Origin of the sequence: Bernardetia sp. ABR2-2B (assembly GCF_037126435.1) — a bacterium.
Classification (GTDB): domain Bacteria; phylum Bacteroidota; class Bacteroidia; order Cytophagales; family Bernardetiaceae; genus Bernardetia.
This window is the reverse complement of the sequence record NZ_CP147020.1, coordinates 4,547,903-4,562,067: the sequence shown is the minus strand read 5'-3', so window position 1 is coordinate 4,562,067 and position 14,165 is coordinate 4,547,903. Positions and strand designations below refer to the sequence as shown.

Annotated in this window: 11 protein-coding genes and 2 tRNA genes; 6 read left to right on the top strand and 7 right to left on the bottom strand. The window is 30.8% G+C overall.

The window, feature by feature from the left end; all coding sequences use genetic code 11:
* Positions 1-55: 55 nt before the first annotated feature.
* The 3 genes from WAF17_RS19165 to WAF17_RS19155 all read left to right on the top strand — a co-directional run bounded on the left by WAF17_RS19165 (position 56) and on the right by WAF17_RS19155 (position 4,695).
* The gene (locus tag WAF17_RS19165; protein ID WP_338763210.1) at positions 56-1,939 is read left to right on the top strand and encodes an AIPR family protein; all 1,884 of its coding nucleotides are present in this window, start codon (positions 56-58) and stop codon (positions 1,937-1,939) included.
* 706 nt (positions 1,940-2,645) lie between these two features.
* Entirely contained in the window at positions 2,646-3,815 is a 1,170-nt protein-coding gene (locus WAF17_RS19160) for an aminotransferase class I/II-fold pyridoxal phosphate-dependent enzyme (protein WP_338763207.1), read from the top strand.
* A 49-nt stretch (positions 3,816-3,864) separates the two neighbouring features.
* Complete coding sequence (locus tag WAF17_RS19155; RefSeq protein WP_338763204.1) at positions 3,865-4,695, top strand: hypothetical protein; 831 nt, start codon at positions 3,865-3,867, stop codon at positions 4,693-4,695.
* 89 nt (positions 4,696-4,784) lie between these two features.
* Here the strand turns inward: WAF17_RS19155 and WAF17_RS19150 are convergent, their stop codons facing one another.
* The 3 genes from WAF17_RS19150 to WAF17_RS19140 all read right to left on the bottom strand — a co-directional run bounded on the left by WAF17_RS19150 (position 4,785) and on the right by WAF17_RS19140 (position 7,104).
* Entirely contained in the window at positions 4,785-5,264 is a 480-nt protein-coding gene (locus tag WAF17_RS19150; protein ID WP_338763202.1) for an SRPBCC family protein, read from the bottom strand.
* A gap of 25 nt (positions 5,265-5,289) precedes the next feature.
* On the bottom strand, positions 5,290-6,471 hold the full coding sequence (locus WAF17_RS19145) for an FtsW/RodA/SpoVE family cell cycle protein (RefSeq protein ID WP_338763199.1): 1,182 nt from the start codon (positions 6,469-6,471) through the stop codon (positions 5,290-5,292).
* 144 nt (positions 6,472-6,615) lie between these two features.
* Positions 6,616-7,104, bottom strand: a complete 489-nt coding sequence (locus WAF17_RS19140; protein ID WP_338763196.1) for a hypothetical protein — start codon at positions 7,102-7,104, stop codon at positions 6,616-6,618.
* Positions 7,105-7,361: 257 nt separating this feature from the next.
* Between WAF17_RS19140 and WAF17_RS19135 the strand changes: the two genes are divergently transcribed.
* Positions 7,362-8,084 (top strand): hypothetical protein, encoded by a 723-nt coding sequence (locus tag WAF17_RS19135; RefSeq protein ID WP_338763193.1) that lies wholly within the window; start codon positions 7,362-7,364, stop codon positions 8,082-8,084.
* Positions 8,085-8,170: 86 nt separating this feature from the next.
* Here WAF17_RS19135 and WAF17_RS19130 read toward each other — a convergent pair whose 3' ends face one another.
* The 4 genes from WAF17_RS19130 to WAF17_RS19115 form a co-directional block, all read right to left on the bottom strand.
* Complete coding sequence (locus WAF17_RS19130; protein ID WP_338763190.1) at positions 8,171-8,998, bottom strand: carboxypeptidase-like regulatory domain-containing protein; 828 nt, start codon at positions 8,996-8,998, stop codon at positions 8,171-8,173.
* Positions 8,999-9,131: 133 nt separating this feature from the next.
* Positions 9,132-9,203, bottom strand: a tRNA-Glu gene (locus tag WAF17_RS19125).
* Between the two features lie 109 nt (positions 9,204-9,312).
* Positions 9,313-9,384: transfer RNA gene (locus tag WAF17_RS19120), tRNA-Glu, on the bottom strand.
* A gap of 327 nt (positions 9,385-9,711) precedes the next feature.
* On the bottom strand, positions 9,712-10,251 hold the full coding sequence (locus tag WAF17_RS19115; RefSeq protein WP_338763187.1) for a TerB family tellurite resistance protein: 540 nt from the start codon (positions 10,249-10,251) through the stop codon (positions 9,712-9,714).
* 247 nt (positions 10,252-10,498) lie between these two features.
* Between WAF17_RS19115 and WAF17_RS19110 the strand changes: the two genes are divergently transcribed.
* Together WAF17_RS19110 and WAF17_RS19105 are read left to right on the top strand one after the other, a co-directional pair.
* Entirely contained in the window at positions 10,499-11,278 is a 780-nt protein-coding gene (locus WAF17_RS19110; protein ID WP_338763185.1) for a lipocalin family protein, read from the top strand.
* Positions 11,279-11,862: 584 nt separating this feature from the next.
* Entirely contained in the window at positions 11,863-13,770 is a 1,908-nt protein-coding gene (locus WAF17_RS19105) for a T9SS type A sorting domain-containing protein (protein WP_338763183.1), read from the top strand.
* The last annotated feature ends 395 nt before the right edge of the window (positions 13,771-14,165 follow it).

Below are 14,165 nucleotides of genomic sequence, written 5' to 3'. Positions count from 1 at the left end.
ATTTTAAAGTATCTTTATTCTGCTTTGCTAAAAACAATAAAAACTGTATATATAAATGCTGACAAATAATTTTTACAAGATACTCAACCTTGAGCTTACACAAATTATAGAAAATGAATCTGCAAATGATTCAGAATTGAGAAGACATAAGAAAATAGAACAAAATAAAGGGTATGCTTTTTTGGTATGGTTTCTCAATTTTTACGGTCGTACTCCCTCTTATAAGCAATATATTACTGATGGCAAAGATGATAGTTCTTGTGATATAATTTTTGATAAAACAGATTCACAGGGACAAAAAATGTTTTATGTAGTCCAATCGAAATGGGTAAATTTAGAAATTGATAATGAAGGTAATTTAAAAAGAGGAAAAAAAATAATACAAAAGTTTCCACAAATCGGAAAAGAAGAATTTAATGCTGTTATAAGAGATTTTGACACAGTCTTAGATGGTAGTAGAAAGGAAGGAAAAAACACAAAATTTAATGATAAGTACCAAAAGCTAATAGAACACTTAGAAGCTAATGGAAAGGCAAGATTTATATTTTTTACGGCAGCAGATACAAATTCAGAAATTCAAGATACTATTCAATCTTTTTCTTCGCAACATCTACCAAATGTTACTTTTCAACTTATAGACATAAATAAAATCAAGCAGGATTACATCGAATTTAACTATAAAAAAATTGTAGTGGATAATCCTTTAGAATACAATTATAATCCAGAGGATGAAGATATTGAACTTATTATAGAGAGGTTTGAGAATAGAGAATCTAAAAGATATATGCTAGAGTTTGAAGGGCGTATGAAAGCTTATATTTTTCTACTAAAACCAAAAACTATTCATGCTCTTTTTCAACGATTTAAATTTAGTTTATTCTTCAAAAATATTAGAAATCCCCTATTGATTTCTAAATATAACGAGCAAATTATAGAAACTTTACAGAAACGTCCAGATACGTTTTGGTATTTTAATAATGGAATAACTGCAATCACAAAGCGTATTCCAGATGTAGGAAATCACGCAAAAACATTGACAGTAAAAGGTGTGCAAATTATCAATGGAGCTCAAACTGTCTATTCTATTTACAAGGCTTACGAATCAGCAACACTAGAGCAACGAGAAATTATGGATACAGATGCAAGAGTATCTTTTCGTTTGATACGTTCTAGTGATGAACAGTTTAATATGGAAATTACTCGTTTTACAAACCAACAAAATCAAATGAAAGAAAGAGATTTTGTGGCAAATTTTGACGAACAAAGAAGGTTGCAACAAGAGTCTTTTGAAACAAGTCTTTGGTATGAAAAAAGACGAGGGGAATTTAGAAATATACAAGACATAAACAAACAGGGGATTAATATTGTACCCAATGAAGCCTTTGCCAAGGCTTACCTTGCGTTTCACTTGCAAAAGCCAGTTGAAGCTATGCAGGAAAATTTTGAGGAACAACTATTTTCTCTTAAGGATGAAGGACTATATAAAAGTATATTTCCAAATGCTAGATTTGAAGATATGTTATGTAGCTTATATTCACTTGAAATTTTAGACATCTTTTTTAAAAAAAGTCGTGCAAAAATGAAAGAGGAGCAGGGAGCTTTATCAGAATTTTTAGACATTATAATAGTAGAAAATAGATTGCCTTATTACCCTCTTGCTATTTCAAAAATTTTGTTCCAAAAGTATTTTGAAAAAACTGGAAACAGAAGTTTGTATGCTTTCATAATGAGGAAGGATAATATAGAAATATCAAGTAGTATAATCCAATACGCTGTAAATTTAGTATCAAATTATGTAAAACCATATTTAAAAAATGAAGAAACTAGAAGAGATTTTGATGATTTTATTGTAAATCCAATATCTTATGAAATAATGAAACAAGAGATTGAAAAAATGGAAATTGATATAGATAGAATAGAAAATGTAGAACCTAAATAAACCACGCATGAAACGACCAATTATTTTATTTGTAATGTTGCTTTCATCTTCTTGTCAAAAACAAAGAAATCACAGGTTCTACTCAAGAAAATTCTATCAAAAAAGAAGAGATTGAAGAACCCGATTTTGATAAATTCTTTCAAAAATACCGTTCTGATTCAGTTTTTCAAGTCAAACACACAAAATTTCCGTTAAAATCATTTTACGAAGATGAAACAGGAGATACAACCATTAATTTTATTCAAAAAAAAGATTGGAGATTTAATGATTTTGAAGACAATAAAATAAGCGAGTACGACCAATACGAATATATAAAGGAAATCAGTAGTGAAAATTTAATTTCATATGAAATGAGAGGAATTGATAATGGAATTTTGGTTATCTATAAATTTGCTTTCGCTGACGAAAAATGGAATTTAGAGGAAATAGAAAATGCTTCTAATTGAAACACTCAATTTTGAAATATCTATAGTCTTAGTCGCTTCTGATACATTTTTGTATGATTTAACTAACATACCTCTAGCATCTTTGATTGTGATATATTCTATAACTTCATTTTCAAAAAAAGGAAAGTAGTAATTTTACTTAATCAATTTCAAACGTATTATATAAAGTTCCTTTTGCAAAACATTTTTGTAAATTTGGAATAAATAGATAAAATATAAAAACCGACTTTTCCACCTTATTCATTAACTTTCAAAAAATCATGAAAAAATCAACGCAATGTGTTCATAGTGGAACTTATTTTGACGAAAAAAGTGGTGGTGTAAATACGCCTATTTTTACTTCAACAGCTTATAATTATAATGATGAAGGTGCAATTCCTTATCCTCGTTACTTCAATACAATAAATCAAGAAGTCGTTGCTCAAAAAATTGCAGCCTTAGAACGTGGAGAAGCTGCTCTTATTTTTTCTTCTGGAATGGCTGCCACAATGTCGGCACTTTTAGGAGTTTTACAGGCTGGCGACCATTTGATTTTACAGAATGATATTTATGGAGGAACACATTATGCTGTACGTGAACAGCTTTCAAAACTAGGAATCGAATCTACTTTTGTAGAAGGACGAAAATTAGAAGACTTTAAAAGAGCAATTAAGCCAAACTCAAAAGCTCTTTTTATCGAAACGCCTTCAAATCCGTTGCTTTCATTAGTTGATATTTCAGAAATGGCATCTTTTGCTAAAGAAAACAACCTAGTCTCATTTATTGATAATACTTTCGGAACGCCTATTTTTCAAAATCCATTGCGATTAGGGATTGATATTGTGATTCATAGTGCAACAAAATACCTAGCAGGACATAGCGACCTTTCGTGTGGCGCAGTCGTTACTTCTCAAGCATTGATTGAAAAAATCCATCATGTAGCTTTTAATTTTGGTGGAAATTTGGATGCAATGGCAACTTCACTTTTAGAACGAAGCATCAAAACATTAGCTATTCGTGTCAAAACACAGGCTCAAAATGCTCAAAAAATAGCCGAAGCATTACAGAAATTACCTCAAGTAAAAAATGTATTTTACCCTGGATTGCCTACCCACCCAGACCACGAACTTGCCAAAAAGCAAATGAAAGGTGGTTTTGGTGCAATGCTTTCTTTTGAGCTAGACACAGATGTAGCAGGAAGAGCAAAATTTGTTCGTCATTTAGAATTGGTGTGTAAGGCTGTTAGTTTGGGAGGAGTAGAAAGTACGCTTACTGAACCTGTACTGACTTCACATGCAAAAGTACCTGTCGAAATGCGTGAAAAAATGGGTATTACTGAAAACTTATATCGTCTTTCTGTCGGAATTGAAGATGCTGATGATTTGATTGAAGACCTTACGAATGCTATTCAGACTTTAGAGGTTACTGAAAAAAGTAGCTTAGTCGTGTAGGGCAAAGGCTTACCTTTGACTGTATTATGTAATTAAAAAATCAATCAAAATGATAAAATATATTGTTTTTATTCTTCTGTTTTTGCTCAAAATATCTTTTATTTTTGGGCAAAATGAAGATTCACTTTTTCATGTAATTACTAAAAAACATAAGAACACTCCTTATTATACGATTATAAAGGACGAACTAAATACTCACATTAAGGATGAATACAAGAAGGATATAATATACAGCTATGAATTTGTCCAACGAAAGCACAAAGATAAAATTTTTGTGTTTGTTACATTATCTTCAAGTATTACTCAATATTATAGATACCGTGCTTCAAGAAAAGAGGTGGCATCACAGTTTGATATTCTAGATAAAAACGAATATTATTTTTGGAATAACATTGAGTTGATAGATTTAAACAATGACAATATACGAGAAATAGTTATCAACTATGAAAATGGCTATCCAAAACATAGTAGAGAAGTTTATAATTTTTCTACTGATTCTATTGCGCCTGTTATTTTAAAATCTCCTTACGACGATGGAATTTTAACTTGTATTGATAGTACAAAAAATCTTTATTTTACAATCCATAGAAGTAGCATACGTGGTGGATGGAGTTCTGAATTATTTGTCATTAATAAGGATTTTTCTAAAGGAATAGTTTTAGGTAAAGCAGAATGGGATTATGGACACATGTGTGATAATTGCTTTTATATTAACGGCGAACATCCTGTAAACCCTTATACCAATTATTTTTTCAGTCAGTCTAAGTCAGTCATTTATAATTTCCATCCCAATGTAAATCGTTGGGATTCCAAAGAAAACATAGAATTTATGAAAAATGCATATCTAAAAATGATACAAGAATTTGATATTGAGTATTGAAAATTATCCTTTCTAAGCTGCTAAAAATCTCTTTATTATTTCTGTTTTGTTATTTCCGTACCTATTTTCCCCCGATTAATTTATATATTTCATTTCGTTTCTAAGACTAATTTCCATTTTTCAGACTCTGCAAATTCTTTTATGACCTTATTTCTTTCTTTTAACAAATTTGTCATATACGTTTCTAAAAAGAGAGTATCTGCTATTTTTCCAAAAATCCCAAAAGGCGATTGATAGTCAAAAATATCTGTCATTTCAACTCTACTTTCTACTTTCTTGAAAAGATGTTGATGTTTGAAAGCTTTGAAAGCACCTTTTATCATCTCATCTGTAAAAGAATAAGGTCTTTCTAAAGCTGTAATTTTTGAAGTGAGGTTTTGATATACTCCAAAATGTTTTGCTCTCCAAGTTACAGATTCGTTTAAACTGATAAGCCCAGTCGTAATTCCTGCAATAGCTTCTTCGTTGGTTTGTTCTGTCGAAATTTTATGTAAATCAATGCTTCTTGATAAATCAAATACAATTTCTTGAGTGCTTTCAATGACAGTAGTTAGCTTTATGATTGGCATTTAATTTATTTTTGATTAAAATACACTATTCAATAGTATGAACAATTCGACGGTAATTATTTCCAGTTTGAGGAGGTGTAATCGCTTCTTTTTCTGTTTTTTCTAATTCTCCTCTACTTACACTCAAAATAATTCCTAAAGAAATTCCTGTAAAAAATAAAGATGTTCCTCCCATACTAAGAAGTGGCAGAGGAAGTCCAGTAACAGGAACAAGACCGACTACCACACCCATATGTACGAGTGCTTGAACCACCAAACTAAAACTCAGCCCAGCCGATAAAAGTCCCCCAAAGGCTCGTTCGGATTTTGCCATCGCTACCATTCCCCGATAAAGCAAAATGAGATATAGCCCTAAAACGACAACTCCTCCAATAAGTCCATATTCTTCGATAATAATAGCATAAATAAAGTCTGAATATGGATGTGGAAGAAAATTTCGTTGCTGACTATTTCCAACTCCCTTTCCAGCAAAACCTCCCGTTGCGACGGCTATATACGACTGTTCCTCTTGAAAAGTAACTTGTTCAGTATCAAAAAATGCCTTCATACGTGAAACTGCCGTTCCAGAGCGTTGTCCCAATTTCAGAGCAACCATTCCGACGACTGCACCAATGATAATAGTCATTACCAAATAACGAACAGGAACACGTCCAATAAACATAATCAGAAGACAGGTAGCAAAAAGCAAAACAGCAGAAGAAAAGTTTGAAAGCGCAATCAACCCACAGATAATACCTGACCAAAAAATAATTGGTAAGGTAGAACGCTGAAACTCTCTAATACTTTGTTGGCGTTTGGAAAGCATACTAGCTACATTGGCAATAAGTGCAAGAGTAGCAAAATCAGAAGTTTGAAAAGATTGATTAATAAAAGGAATCGTAATTACACGACTTGCTTCATTTATTGTAGTTCCGAAAAGCCAAGTCAGAATCAAAAGAGGAACAGAAATCAGCAATGCCAAACGAGAGAGACGAGAGTAATACCTATAATCTATCCGATGACAAACCCACATAATGATGAGAGACATAAACAAGAGAACACCGTGTTTGAATAAATAATATTCTGTATTTCCGTCCATTCTCTTAAAGGCAATCGCTCCAGTAGCACTATAAACTACCAAAACACTAATAATAACCAAAAGGAAAACAACTCCCCAAATGATTTTGTCGCCTGTAAATATTTTTTTACTAATTGTGTTTATTTCCATACTACATAAAACACTTTCAAGAAGCGTTTGAAAATCTTTTGAAGTAACTTATATTTATTTTATCTCAAAACGAATTTAAAGCTATTTTATTAAAGAATCAAGCATTAATTGATTTCAAATTAAAAACAAGTTAGGTTATTCTCTCTACTTTTTCTCTACTTCACTTTTGCGTTTTTGTGTTTTTTCTACTATATCATAGATTTGTATCATATCCTCTCTCGTCATTCCTTGTATCGGAATCCCTTCTTGTTGATAAATTTCCAAACGCTGATTGTCATACCAAGACACACTTCCACCATCTACACTTCCTTCATAGACCAGTTCGTTTGTTTTCATATTATAAACGGCATACTGAATAAAATCTCTAGGCTGCATTACAGTTCCTAGTGTAGTGGACTTACACAAAACAAATGTTTTATTTTCATTTTCTATGTATTCTAATTTTTGTTTTGCTTTCCCAGTTGTTTGGAATTTTTGTTGAGCGAGTTCTTTATATTTCATTGGATTATCTTGTTTTGTGCTTGTATCTGTGGTACTTTCCTTTGTGGTAGCATTTTTTTTTGAGTTATTATTTTTTGTGTTTGCACAGCCCAAAAAAGAAAAAATAAAAAGAAGCAGAATTAAATTTTTCATAAATTATATAAATTGAGAATGAAATTTGACTATTAAACCTTATCACGGTTTGTATTAAGGTAGTTCAGACATCCTGTCTGAACATAAAAAGTAGTATTTTATCCTATCCAACAGTCTGGAAGACTGTTATACAAAAACAACCGTGATAACCTTTATTTGATTAGTAACTAACAAAAATGTATAAAATGATTTGATATTTATTTTATCATAACTAATACAAAAACATTGCAGACTATCCACAAAACTATCTTTAAATTATGAAAACTACAAAAAAATTAAAATTACACTTACTTTTTGCTTTAAGCCTATTTTTTCTACTAAACTTAGTTACTTTTTCTAACCTAAAGGCACAAATCGTTACTAAAGACAAAACTGCTTCTGAATATACTTATTATACGTTGGAAGAAATAAAAGAGCGTTTTGATAAATATAAAATCGATTCTAGTACGTATCTATCAGAAAGTGATTTTTTAGAACGAATTAAAATTCTACAAGACTTAAAACCAAGTACGTACAGAACTTACAAAGCTGCTGTGGCTTATTTTGCAACACCAACACGTTTGAAAGAAATTAGTGATATAAATTATGGTATAAATAGTTCGATTGCTGTGGCGAGAAATAAAATTGCTTATATGAGAGAAAACAAGGCTGACTCTACTATTTCTGCATTCAAAATGCAACCTATCGAACGTATATATGATTTTTATAGAAAGCAATTTATAAATACTCAACAGTTAGAAGAGGTAAAAAAATACGTCTTTGCTTCTTCTGACAAACCTAATTTTGAGATACATCAATTAGACAAATTTTTACCAACTATTTCACAGTTTGGAATAAAAAACGGACAAAGAGCCATCGGTTATAGAATGTCTTTAAAAGATAATTATCATTTGCTTATCATTGATTTGCCTGAAAATGGAAGAAAAATAATACTTTTTCAGCAAAAGGGTTGGGATAACATAGCAAAAGGAGTTTACTAAAACGATAAAATAAAGATTACTCCCTCTTCAAAAGGTATTCTACTTTTGATTTATGATTCTGAATTCAAAAAAAATAGCTTCTACCTTTAAAAAAAAATACTTTTGAAATGCTGCCAAAGACTTTTTTTCTCAATTACTTTTACCTCAGCTTTTTTATCAAAAGAATTATTGTTTTTTGGTAAAGAATCATATTCTTCTACAAAGGTTGCACTTGTCATTCCCATTGTTATTACTTCTCTTATTTGTTTTATACCTTCTTCTTCAAGAATGACAGCTTCTTCTATTATCAATTCTAAATAAGAATGAGTTGTATTTTCTGTATCAAAATCAATTTGTAAAGACAAAGTAGTATAACCAAATTTTTGTACTTGTAAAACTGTACTGTCTTGATTCTGAATTTCTGTTTTTGTTATATTAAACTCAAAATTTCCATGTTTATCAGTAATTATTGAATAAGGTGTTTCCTGTATAGATACTAAAGCATCAGAAATAGATTTTTTACTAGCATCTATTACTCTTCCTTTGATTTGGAAATAATCACTTGTAGAAGTTTTCCTTAAATCATCTTCATTTTTATCAGACTGGTTTGACTCAATTACTTCCGTCTTTAGAATAGTATTTTGAGAGTAGCTTTGAGAAGAAAAGAAAAATAGCGTAAAACTAGCAGCAACGAGTTTTGACCAAAAAGTAGATTTTCGAGGTTTTAAACTGACAAGATTTGTATTTAATTGAGTATCATAAAAACGACCACAAGTATTTCCTTTATAATTCTTGAAATGGTTCACTATTTCAGAATCACTCATTGTGGTAAAATCAATTACAACTTTCTGACAAGAGCCACAAAAACGTCCTTTTTGTTGTAGATTCATCTCATTCCAGTTTTCATGGCAAGGTTGAGGTATTTGTATTTTCATAGCTTAATTAAATTTTATTGAGTTTTTCTTATTTATTTTTTAAGAAACACGAAATAAAACCTCTAAATGCTGCAATTATCAAAAATAAAAAACAGCATAAAAAAAGCCAATTCAAATATTGAATTGGCTTTTGTACTCCGTAGGGGAATCGAACCCCTGCTACCAGGATGAAAACCTGGCGTCCTAACCGCTAGACGAACGGAGCATTTTTTCACTCTAAATTTCTACTTTAACTTAAATTTTTAAATTTAGTTTAATTTAATTGCATAATTTTAATTCTAAATTTACAACTCTAAAATCTAAATTTATTTTTGTACTCCGTAGGGGAATCGAACCCCTGCTACCAGGATGAAAACCTGGCGTCCTAACCGCTAGACGAACGGAGCATTTTTAAAGAATTTCAAACTATTTTTGTGCGTTTGTTTTCCCTTAATGCGATGCAAAGGTACGCCTTTTTTTTATATCTACAAATAGAATTTTGACTTTTTCTAAAAAAAATATTCTTTTCCATTTCCTACTACTTCAAAAAAGTATTTTCAATATCATCTTTTGATAATTTTTAAAAGCTAAATTACTGATTTTCAAATACTAACAAATTCATAATTTTGCTTTATTACTAAACTCCCTTTTATTAAAAAAAATTCAATCTTCAATAAAAAATATTTTAAAATTATTCTTAGGCTTGATTCTAAACGATTAAAGAGAAAACTTTACTATTTCTTCAAAACTCCCAAAAATTTTTTCATTTTCTCCATCATACTTAGTTTTTTAGATTTTGTAGGCGTTTTATCTTTGTACAAAATTGAAATCATACTCTGATTAATCCATTCTTGTGGAGCTTTTCCTTCTGAATTACTAAATTTGTTTACAGAATTAGTAAGACGGATTACTTCATCTAAAGGCACTCCTAAAAGAACAGCTATTTGAGTAATTGCACTTCGCTCTTCAGTTGCTACTTCGTCATCAGAACGAGCAATGACCATTAAATCAATCAATAAAATCTCTCTCAACGGACTTCTAGCAATATTTTGAGTACAGAGTTGTATATCTATATTTGCTGGATGACGGGAGTAAGAAGCTAATAGCTGCTGTTGTTCTTCTGATAAATTTGCTATTTGTGTAATTCTTTCCAAAAAAACGACTTCATCATCAGACAAATGATGGTCACTAAAGGCAATGAAAATGACCAGTTGTAGATAAGATAGTTTTTCTTCCGTACTACAGCTATTTAAAATATGTTCGAATGTATCCATTTAAAATTTAAGACTAATTTATTGCTCTTACTATTTTTAAGTAAAGTAAAGAGATGAAAAACCAAAATTATGAAGCAAAATAGAAAAAAAATGACGATTTTTGCCAAAAATTATTTTTATAAACAGCATTTTTGCAGCAATTTAACTCAAAAAACAGTCTATATTAATAAGTAAAATTTATTTTAAGGAATTTTTGAAACTAATTCCGTTATTATTTATACCAATTTTCAAATTATCTATCTAGATTATGTCAAATATTTCAAATCGCTCTTTTTTTTATTTATTAGCTTTTTCTCTATTCAGTTTTATTCTGGTTTCTTGTGGAGGTAAAGATGATGACCCTAAACCTAAAGATATTCCTAATCGTCCTGTCGTAACGTGGAAAGATTTAGCACCTGCTAATAAGATATTTTATACAGATGAAGCTGTCGTTTTACAAGCTGAAAAAACAGGTGGATATATAGAAACAGTAGAATGGAGAATTAATGGAACTTTAATTACCAACTCACAAGAAATTATTTTTAATGATGATTCTACTCTAATTTCACTTTCTCATCCTTTTGATAATCCAGGTAGATATGACGTGAGTTTGAGAGTGGCAAATGAAGGGGGAGAAAGTGTAATTATTCAAGTTCTGAACTTCGAAACACGTCCGACTCCAAAAATTGACCTTCTGACAGGACAAGTATCCAAAAAATGGAAATTTACTTCTATAAAATTAAGTGAAGATGGAAATGAACTTATAGAAAACCACGAAGAAGATAATACAATTACTTTCTTTAGAGAAACACAAACAGAAGGAACAACTACATATAACTGTGTTTTTGATGGAGGAACAATAAGAAATGGAGAAGCAGATTCGAAAGGAAACTGGGAATTTACTTTTAGTGACCGTTATATCAAATTTACTAGAATAGACGTTTTTCCTACCGACGTACGTATTATAGAATTGACTCCGACTTCCATGACTTTAGGAAGAACTGAAGGAAATTCAGAAGTGATTTACAAATTTACGTTTGTTTCTTAAGCACTTTTTTACTGGAAATTCATTTTTATTGAACAAATAATTAATTACATTTTAATAAAAAACAGGTATTTTCTATCGTAAAGGTAGAGAATACCTTTTTTTCGTTTGCAGTTATACAAAAAATCAAAATAAAACGATTTTTTTATTGCACTTTTTTTAGAAAAAACTATATAATTAATCAAATTAACTAAAAAACAAGGATTATCTCCAAAAATTTGCCTCTGTATGTTTTATGACACTTTTTACGTACAGCAGTACAATGTTGATTTAAAAAAACAGGGATATAAATTGTACTTTTTTTATAAAAAAGATAGTTTTACTATCAAAAAACTGAAAAAAAACTTTGCTAAAAACTTGCATATCAGAAAGTTATATGCTTTATTTGTGTTATAGTTATGCACGCATACTATATTTGGTTTAATTTAATAATCAATGATTAGAGTATCTATTCATCAAAAAATGCTCCTACTCATTAATTCAGTTAATTAACCTACGATGTAACTTATATATCAATTACTCTATAAATCAGATACATGTTAGATAAATTTCAAGTTTTACACACAAACAATTAATATCCCTTTATTATGAACAGAATTTTTCAATCTATCGTTTCACTTTCCGTTTTCTTACTGCTTAGTTTTGGAGCAGTGGCTCAACAGATTCAAGAAAACAACCTTGTAGCTCCTACACAAATGACTAGCGTTTCAGGCAGTCTTTTGGGAAGTGGGATAAGTGATGCAGGTAATATTTATTATGGAGCTACTCCGTCAAACCTAAGAGCAGGTTCTCCCGTAATCGTTTTTATTCATGGTTATTTTTCTCGTGCTAGTTCGTGGTGGATTTTAAATGATATGTACACAAAAGCTTTTAATGATGGCTATCGTACAGCATTCGTATCAGTACACCCAGATAGAGATATGTGGACAAACGGTCAGCTTTTTAGTAATATGCTCGGCACGATTACAAATAACCTTGGCGTAAATAAAGTAGTAGTAGTAGCACACAGTAAAGGTGGCTTGGATTCAGATGCTGCTTTAGTACACTATGGCGCACATACAAAAGTAGAGCGTGTGATTACGCTTAGTACACCTCATTTTGGAACTCCTTTAGCAGATTTGGCTCAAAGTGGTTGGGTTTCTTGGTTATCTAGTGTTTTCGGTCAAGTAAATGAAGCTACTTATAGTCTTCAAACAGGCTATGCAAGTTATTTCCGTACACAAACGGCTAATCATCCAAACTACTCTAAAGCAAAATTTCGCACAGTAGGAGCTTGGGGATATGGTGTTCTTCTTGCAGTTCCAGGGGCATATCTTGATTTGAATGGTGGTAATGCTTTTACAGGTGGAAACGATGGAGTTGTTACTTATAAAAGTTCGAAACGTCCTAATGCAACACATTTACTTAGTGGGTTTGGAAACTGGAGAACAAATGTAAATCATCTTGAAATACAACAAGGAAGCAAAATGTGGAGTACCATCAAAAGTAACTTACCTTATTCTCTTTCTAAAGTAGGAGCAAAGCCAATAGATAATAGCACACCTACTAATCCAAATGCAGTTATTGAAAGTAGAGTACAAGTTCTTAGTTCTGAAAAAAGTAGTCGTAATTTTATGGTAGAAGAAGGCGTAACAGAAACAATGTTGGATATTCATTCTTTGAAAGCAGATGCAGAATTTACAATCATTGCTCCAAACGGAGAAAAAGTAAGCCCTAACGTTTTACGTCTTGCCAAGGAAGCTGGTGATTTATTAGGAGGTTTTGCCACAACACTTAAAATAGAAAACCCACAGGTAGGAGAATATTCTATTGAATCTGAAAGCGCATTTATAGCTTTAGTTACTGCTAATGAAGGCGTTGGTCTTCGCATGACGAGTGATTTGAATGATGAGAAGTATTACTATAATGTTGGAGAAACAATTAATTTGAATATTTCTCTTTTAAACGAATTGGGAATTAATACACAAGGAACTAAGATAACAGGTGCAATGACACTTACTTCAGGTGAGATGAAATCACAAAAAGCTGTTGTATTAGAATTTAACGAAAAAAATGGTCAGTTTAGAGCGTCTGTAAACAGTAAATTAGATGAAGGTATTTATAGCATAGCGATTCAAGCTGAAAACGGAAACTTTAGTAAGTCTTTAGTTACAAGTATTGCAGTAGTAGATGGCGTTTTGCATACACTAGGTAAAAATGATGATACTATCAATGAAAATAGCGTAGAATCTATCAAGTTAATGCCTTCTTTCCCAAATCCTTTCAATACTCAAACTACAATTGCTTTTGAACTGAAAAGCTCTTCTCCTGCTGTCCTTACAATTTATGATGCAGTAGGTCGTGTAGTTGAAAAAGTTGATTTATCTTCTTATGGAATTGGAACACATAAATACACTTGGAATGTAAATCAAAACAGAGTTAAAAGTGGTCTTTATATTGCCGAAATTCGTAATGGAAACGAACGTGTAACTCAAACTATGATTTATTCTAAATAATAGACAAATAAGGTTCAGAAATACACAATGTAGTGGTTTGAATTATCAAATTTTACGGAAAATAAGAAAACAGAAAGTTGAAAAGCTTTCTGTTTTTTTGTTGCAAAAACAGAGAAAAGCCTTTTTTTATTTGGCTTTTTTGAAAAAACGAAAAAAAATCTACTTTTTTTTCTTGTCTTTTTTAATAAAAATCAATTTGATTAAGCCAAGTAATCAAAAATAGCAAATTCCACAAAAAACTGCTTTATGTATGTTTTGAAGGCTTTTTTATGAACAGCAGTACAATGTTGAGTAAAAACACAGAATAAATATACTCTACCTTTCTACAAAAACGATAGTTTTACTATCAAAAATATCTAAAAAAAATTTTGCTAAAAACTTGCATATCAGAAAGT

Bases quoted from the DNA above. Each gene is read 5' to 3' on its own strand.
- WAF17_RS19165 (WP_338763210.1), top strand. From the start codon at position 56: ATGCTGACAAATAATTTTTACAAGATACTCAACCTTGAGCTTACACAA.
- WAF17_RS19160 (WP_338763207.1), top strand. From the start codon at position 2,646: ATGAAAAAATCAACGCAATGTGTTCATAGTGGAACTTATTTTGACGAA.
- WAF17_RS19155 (WP_338763204.1), top strand. From the start codon at position 3,865: ATGATAAAATATATTGTTTTTATTCTTCTGTTTTTGCTCAAAATATCT.
- WAF17_RS19150 (WP_338763202.1), bottom strand. From the start codon at position 5,264: ATGCCAATCATAAAGCTAACTACTGTCATTGAAAGCACTCAAGAAATT.
- WAF17_RS19145 (WP_338763199.1), bottom strand. From the start codon at position 6,471: ATGGAAATAAACACAATTAGTAAAAAAATATTTACAGGCGACAAAATC.
- WAF17_RS19140 (WP_338763196.1), bottom strand. From the start codon at position 7,104: ATGAAAAATTTAATTCTGCTTCTTTTTATTTTTTCTTTTTTGGGCTGT.
- WAF17_RS19135 (WP_338763193.1), top strand. From the start codon at position 7,362: ATGAAAACTACAAAAAAATTAAAATTACACTTACTTTTTGCTTTAAGC.
- WAF17_RS19130 (WP_338763190.1), bottom strand. From the start codon at position 8,998: ATGAAAATACAAATACCTCAACCTTGCCATGAAAACTGGAATGAGATG.
- WAF17_RS19115 (WP_338763187.1), bottom strand. From the start codon at position 10,251: ATGGATACATTCGAACATATTTTAAATAGCTGTAGTACGGAAGAAAAA.
- WAF17_RS19110 (WP_338763185.1), top strand. From the start codon at position 10,499: ATGTCAAATATTTCAAATCGCTCTTTTTTTTATTTATTAGCTTTTTCT.
- WAF17_RS19105 (WP_338763183.1), top strand. From the start codon at position 11,863: ATGAACAGAATTTTTCAATCTATCGTTTCACTTTCCGTTTTCTTACTG.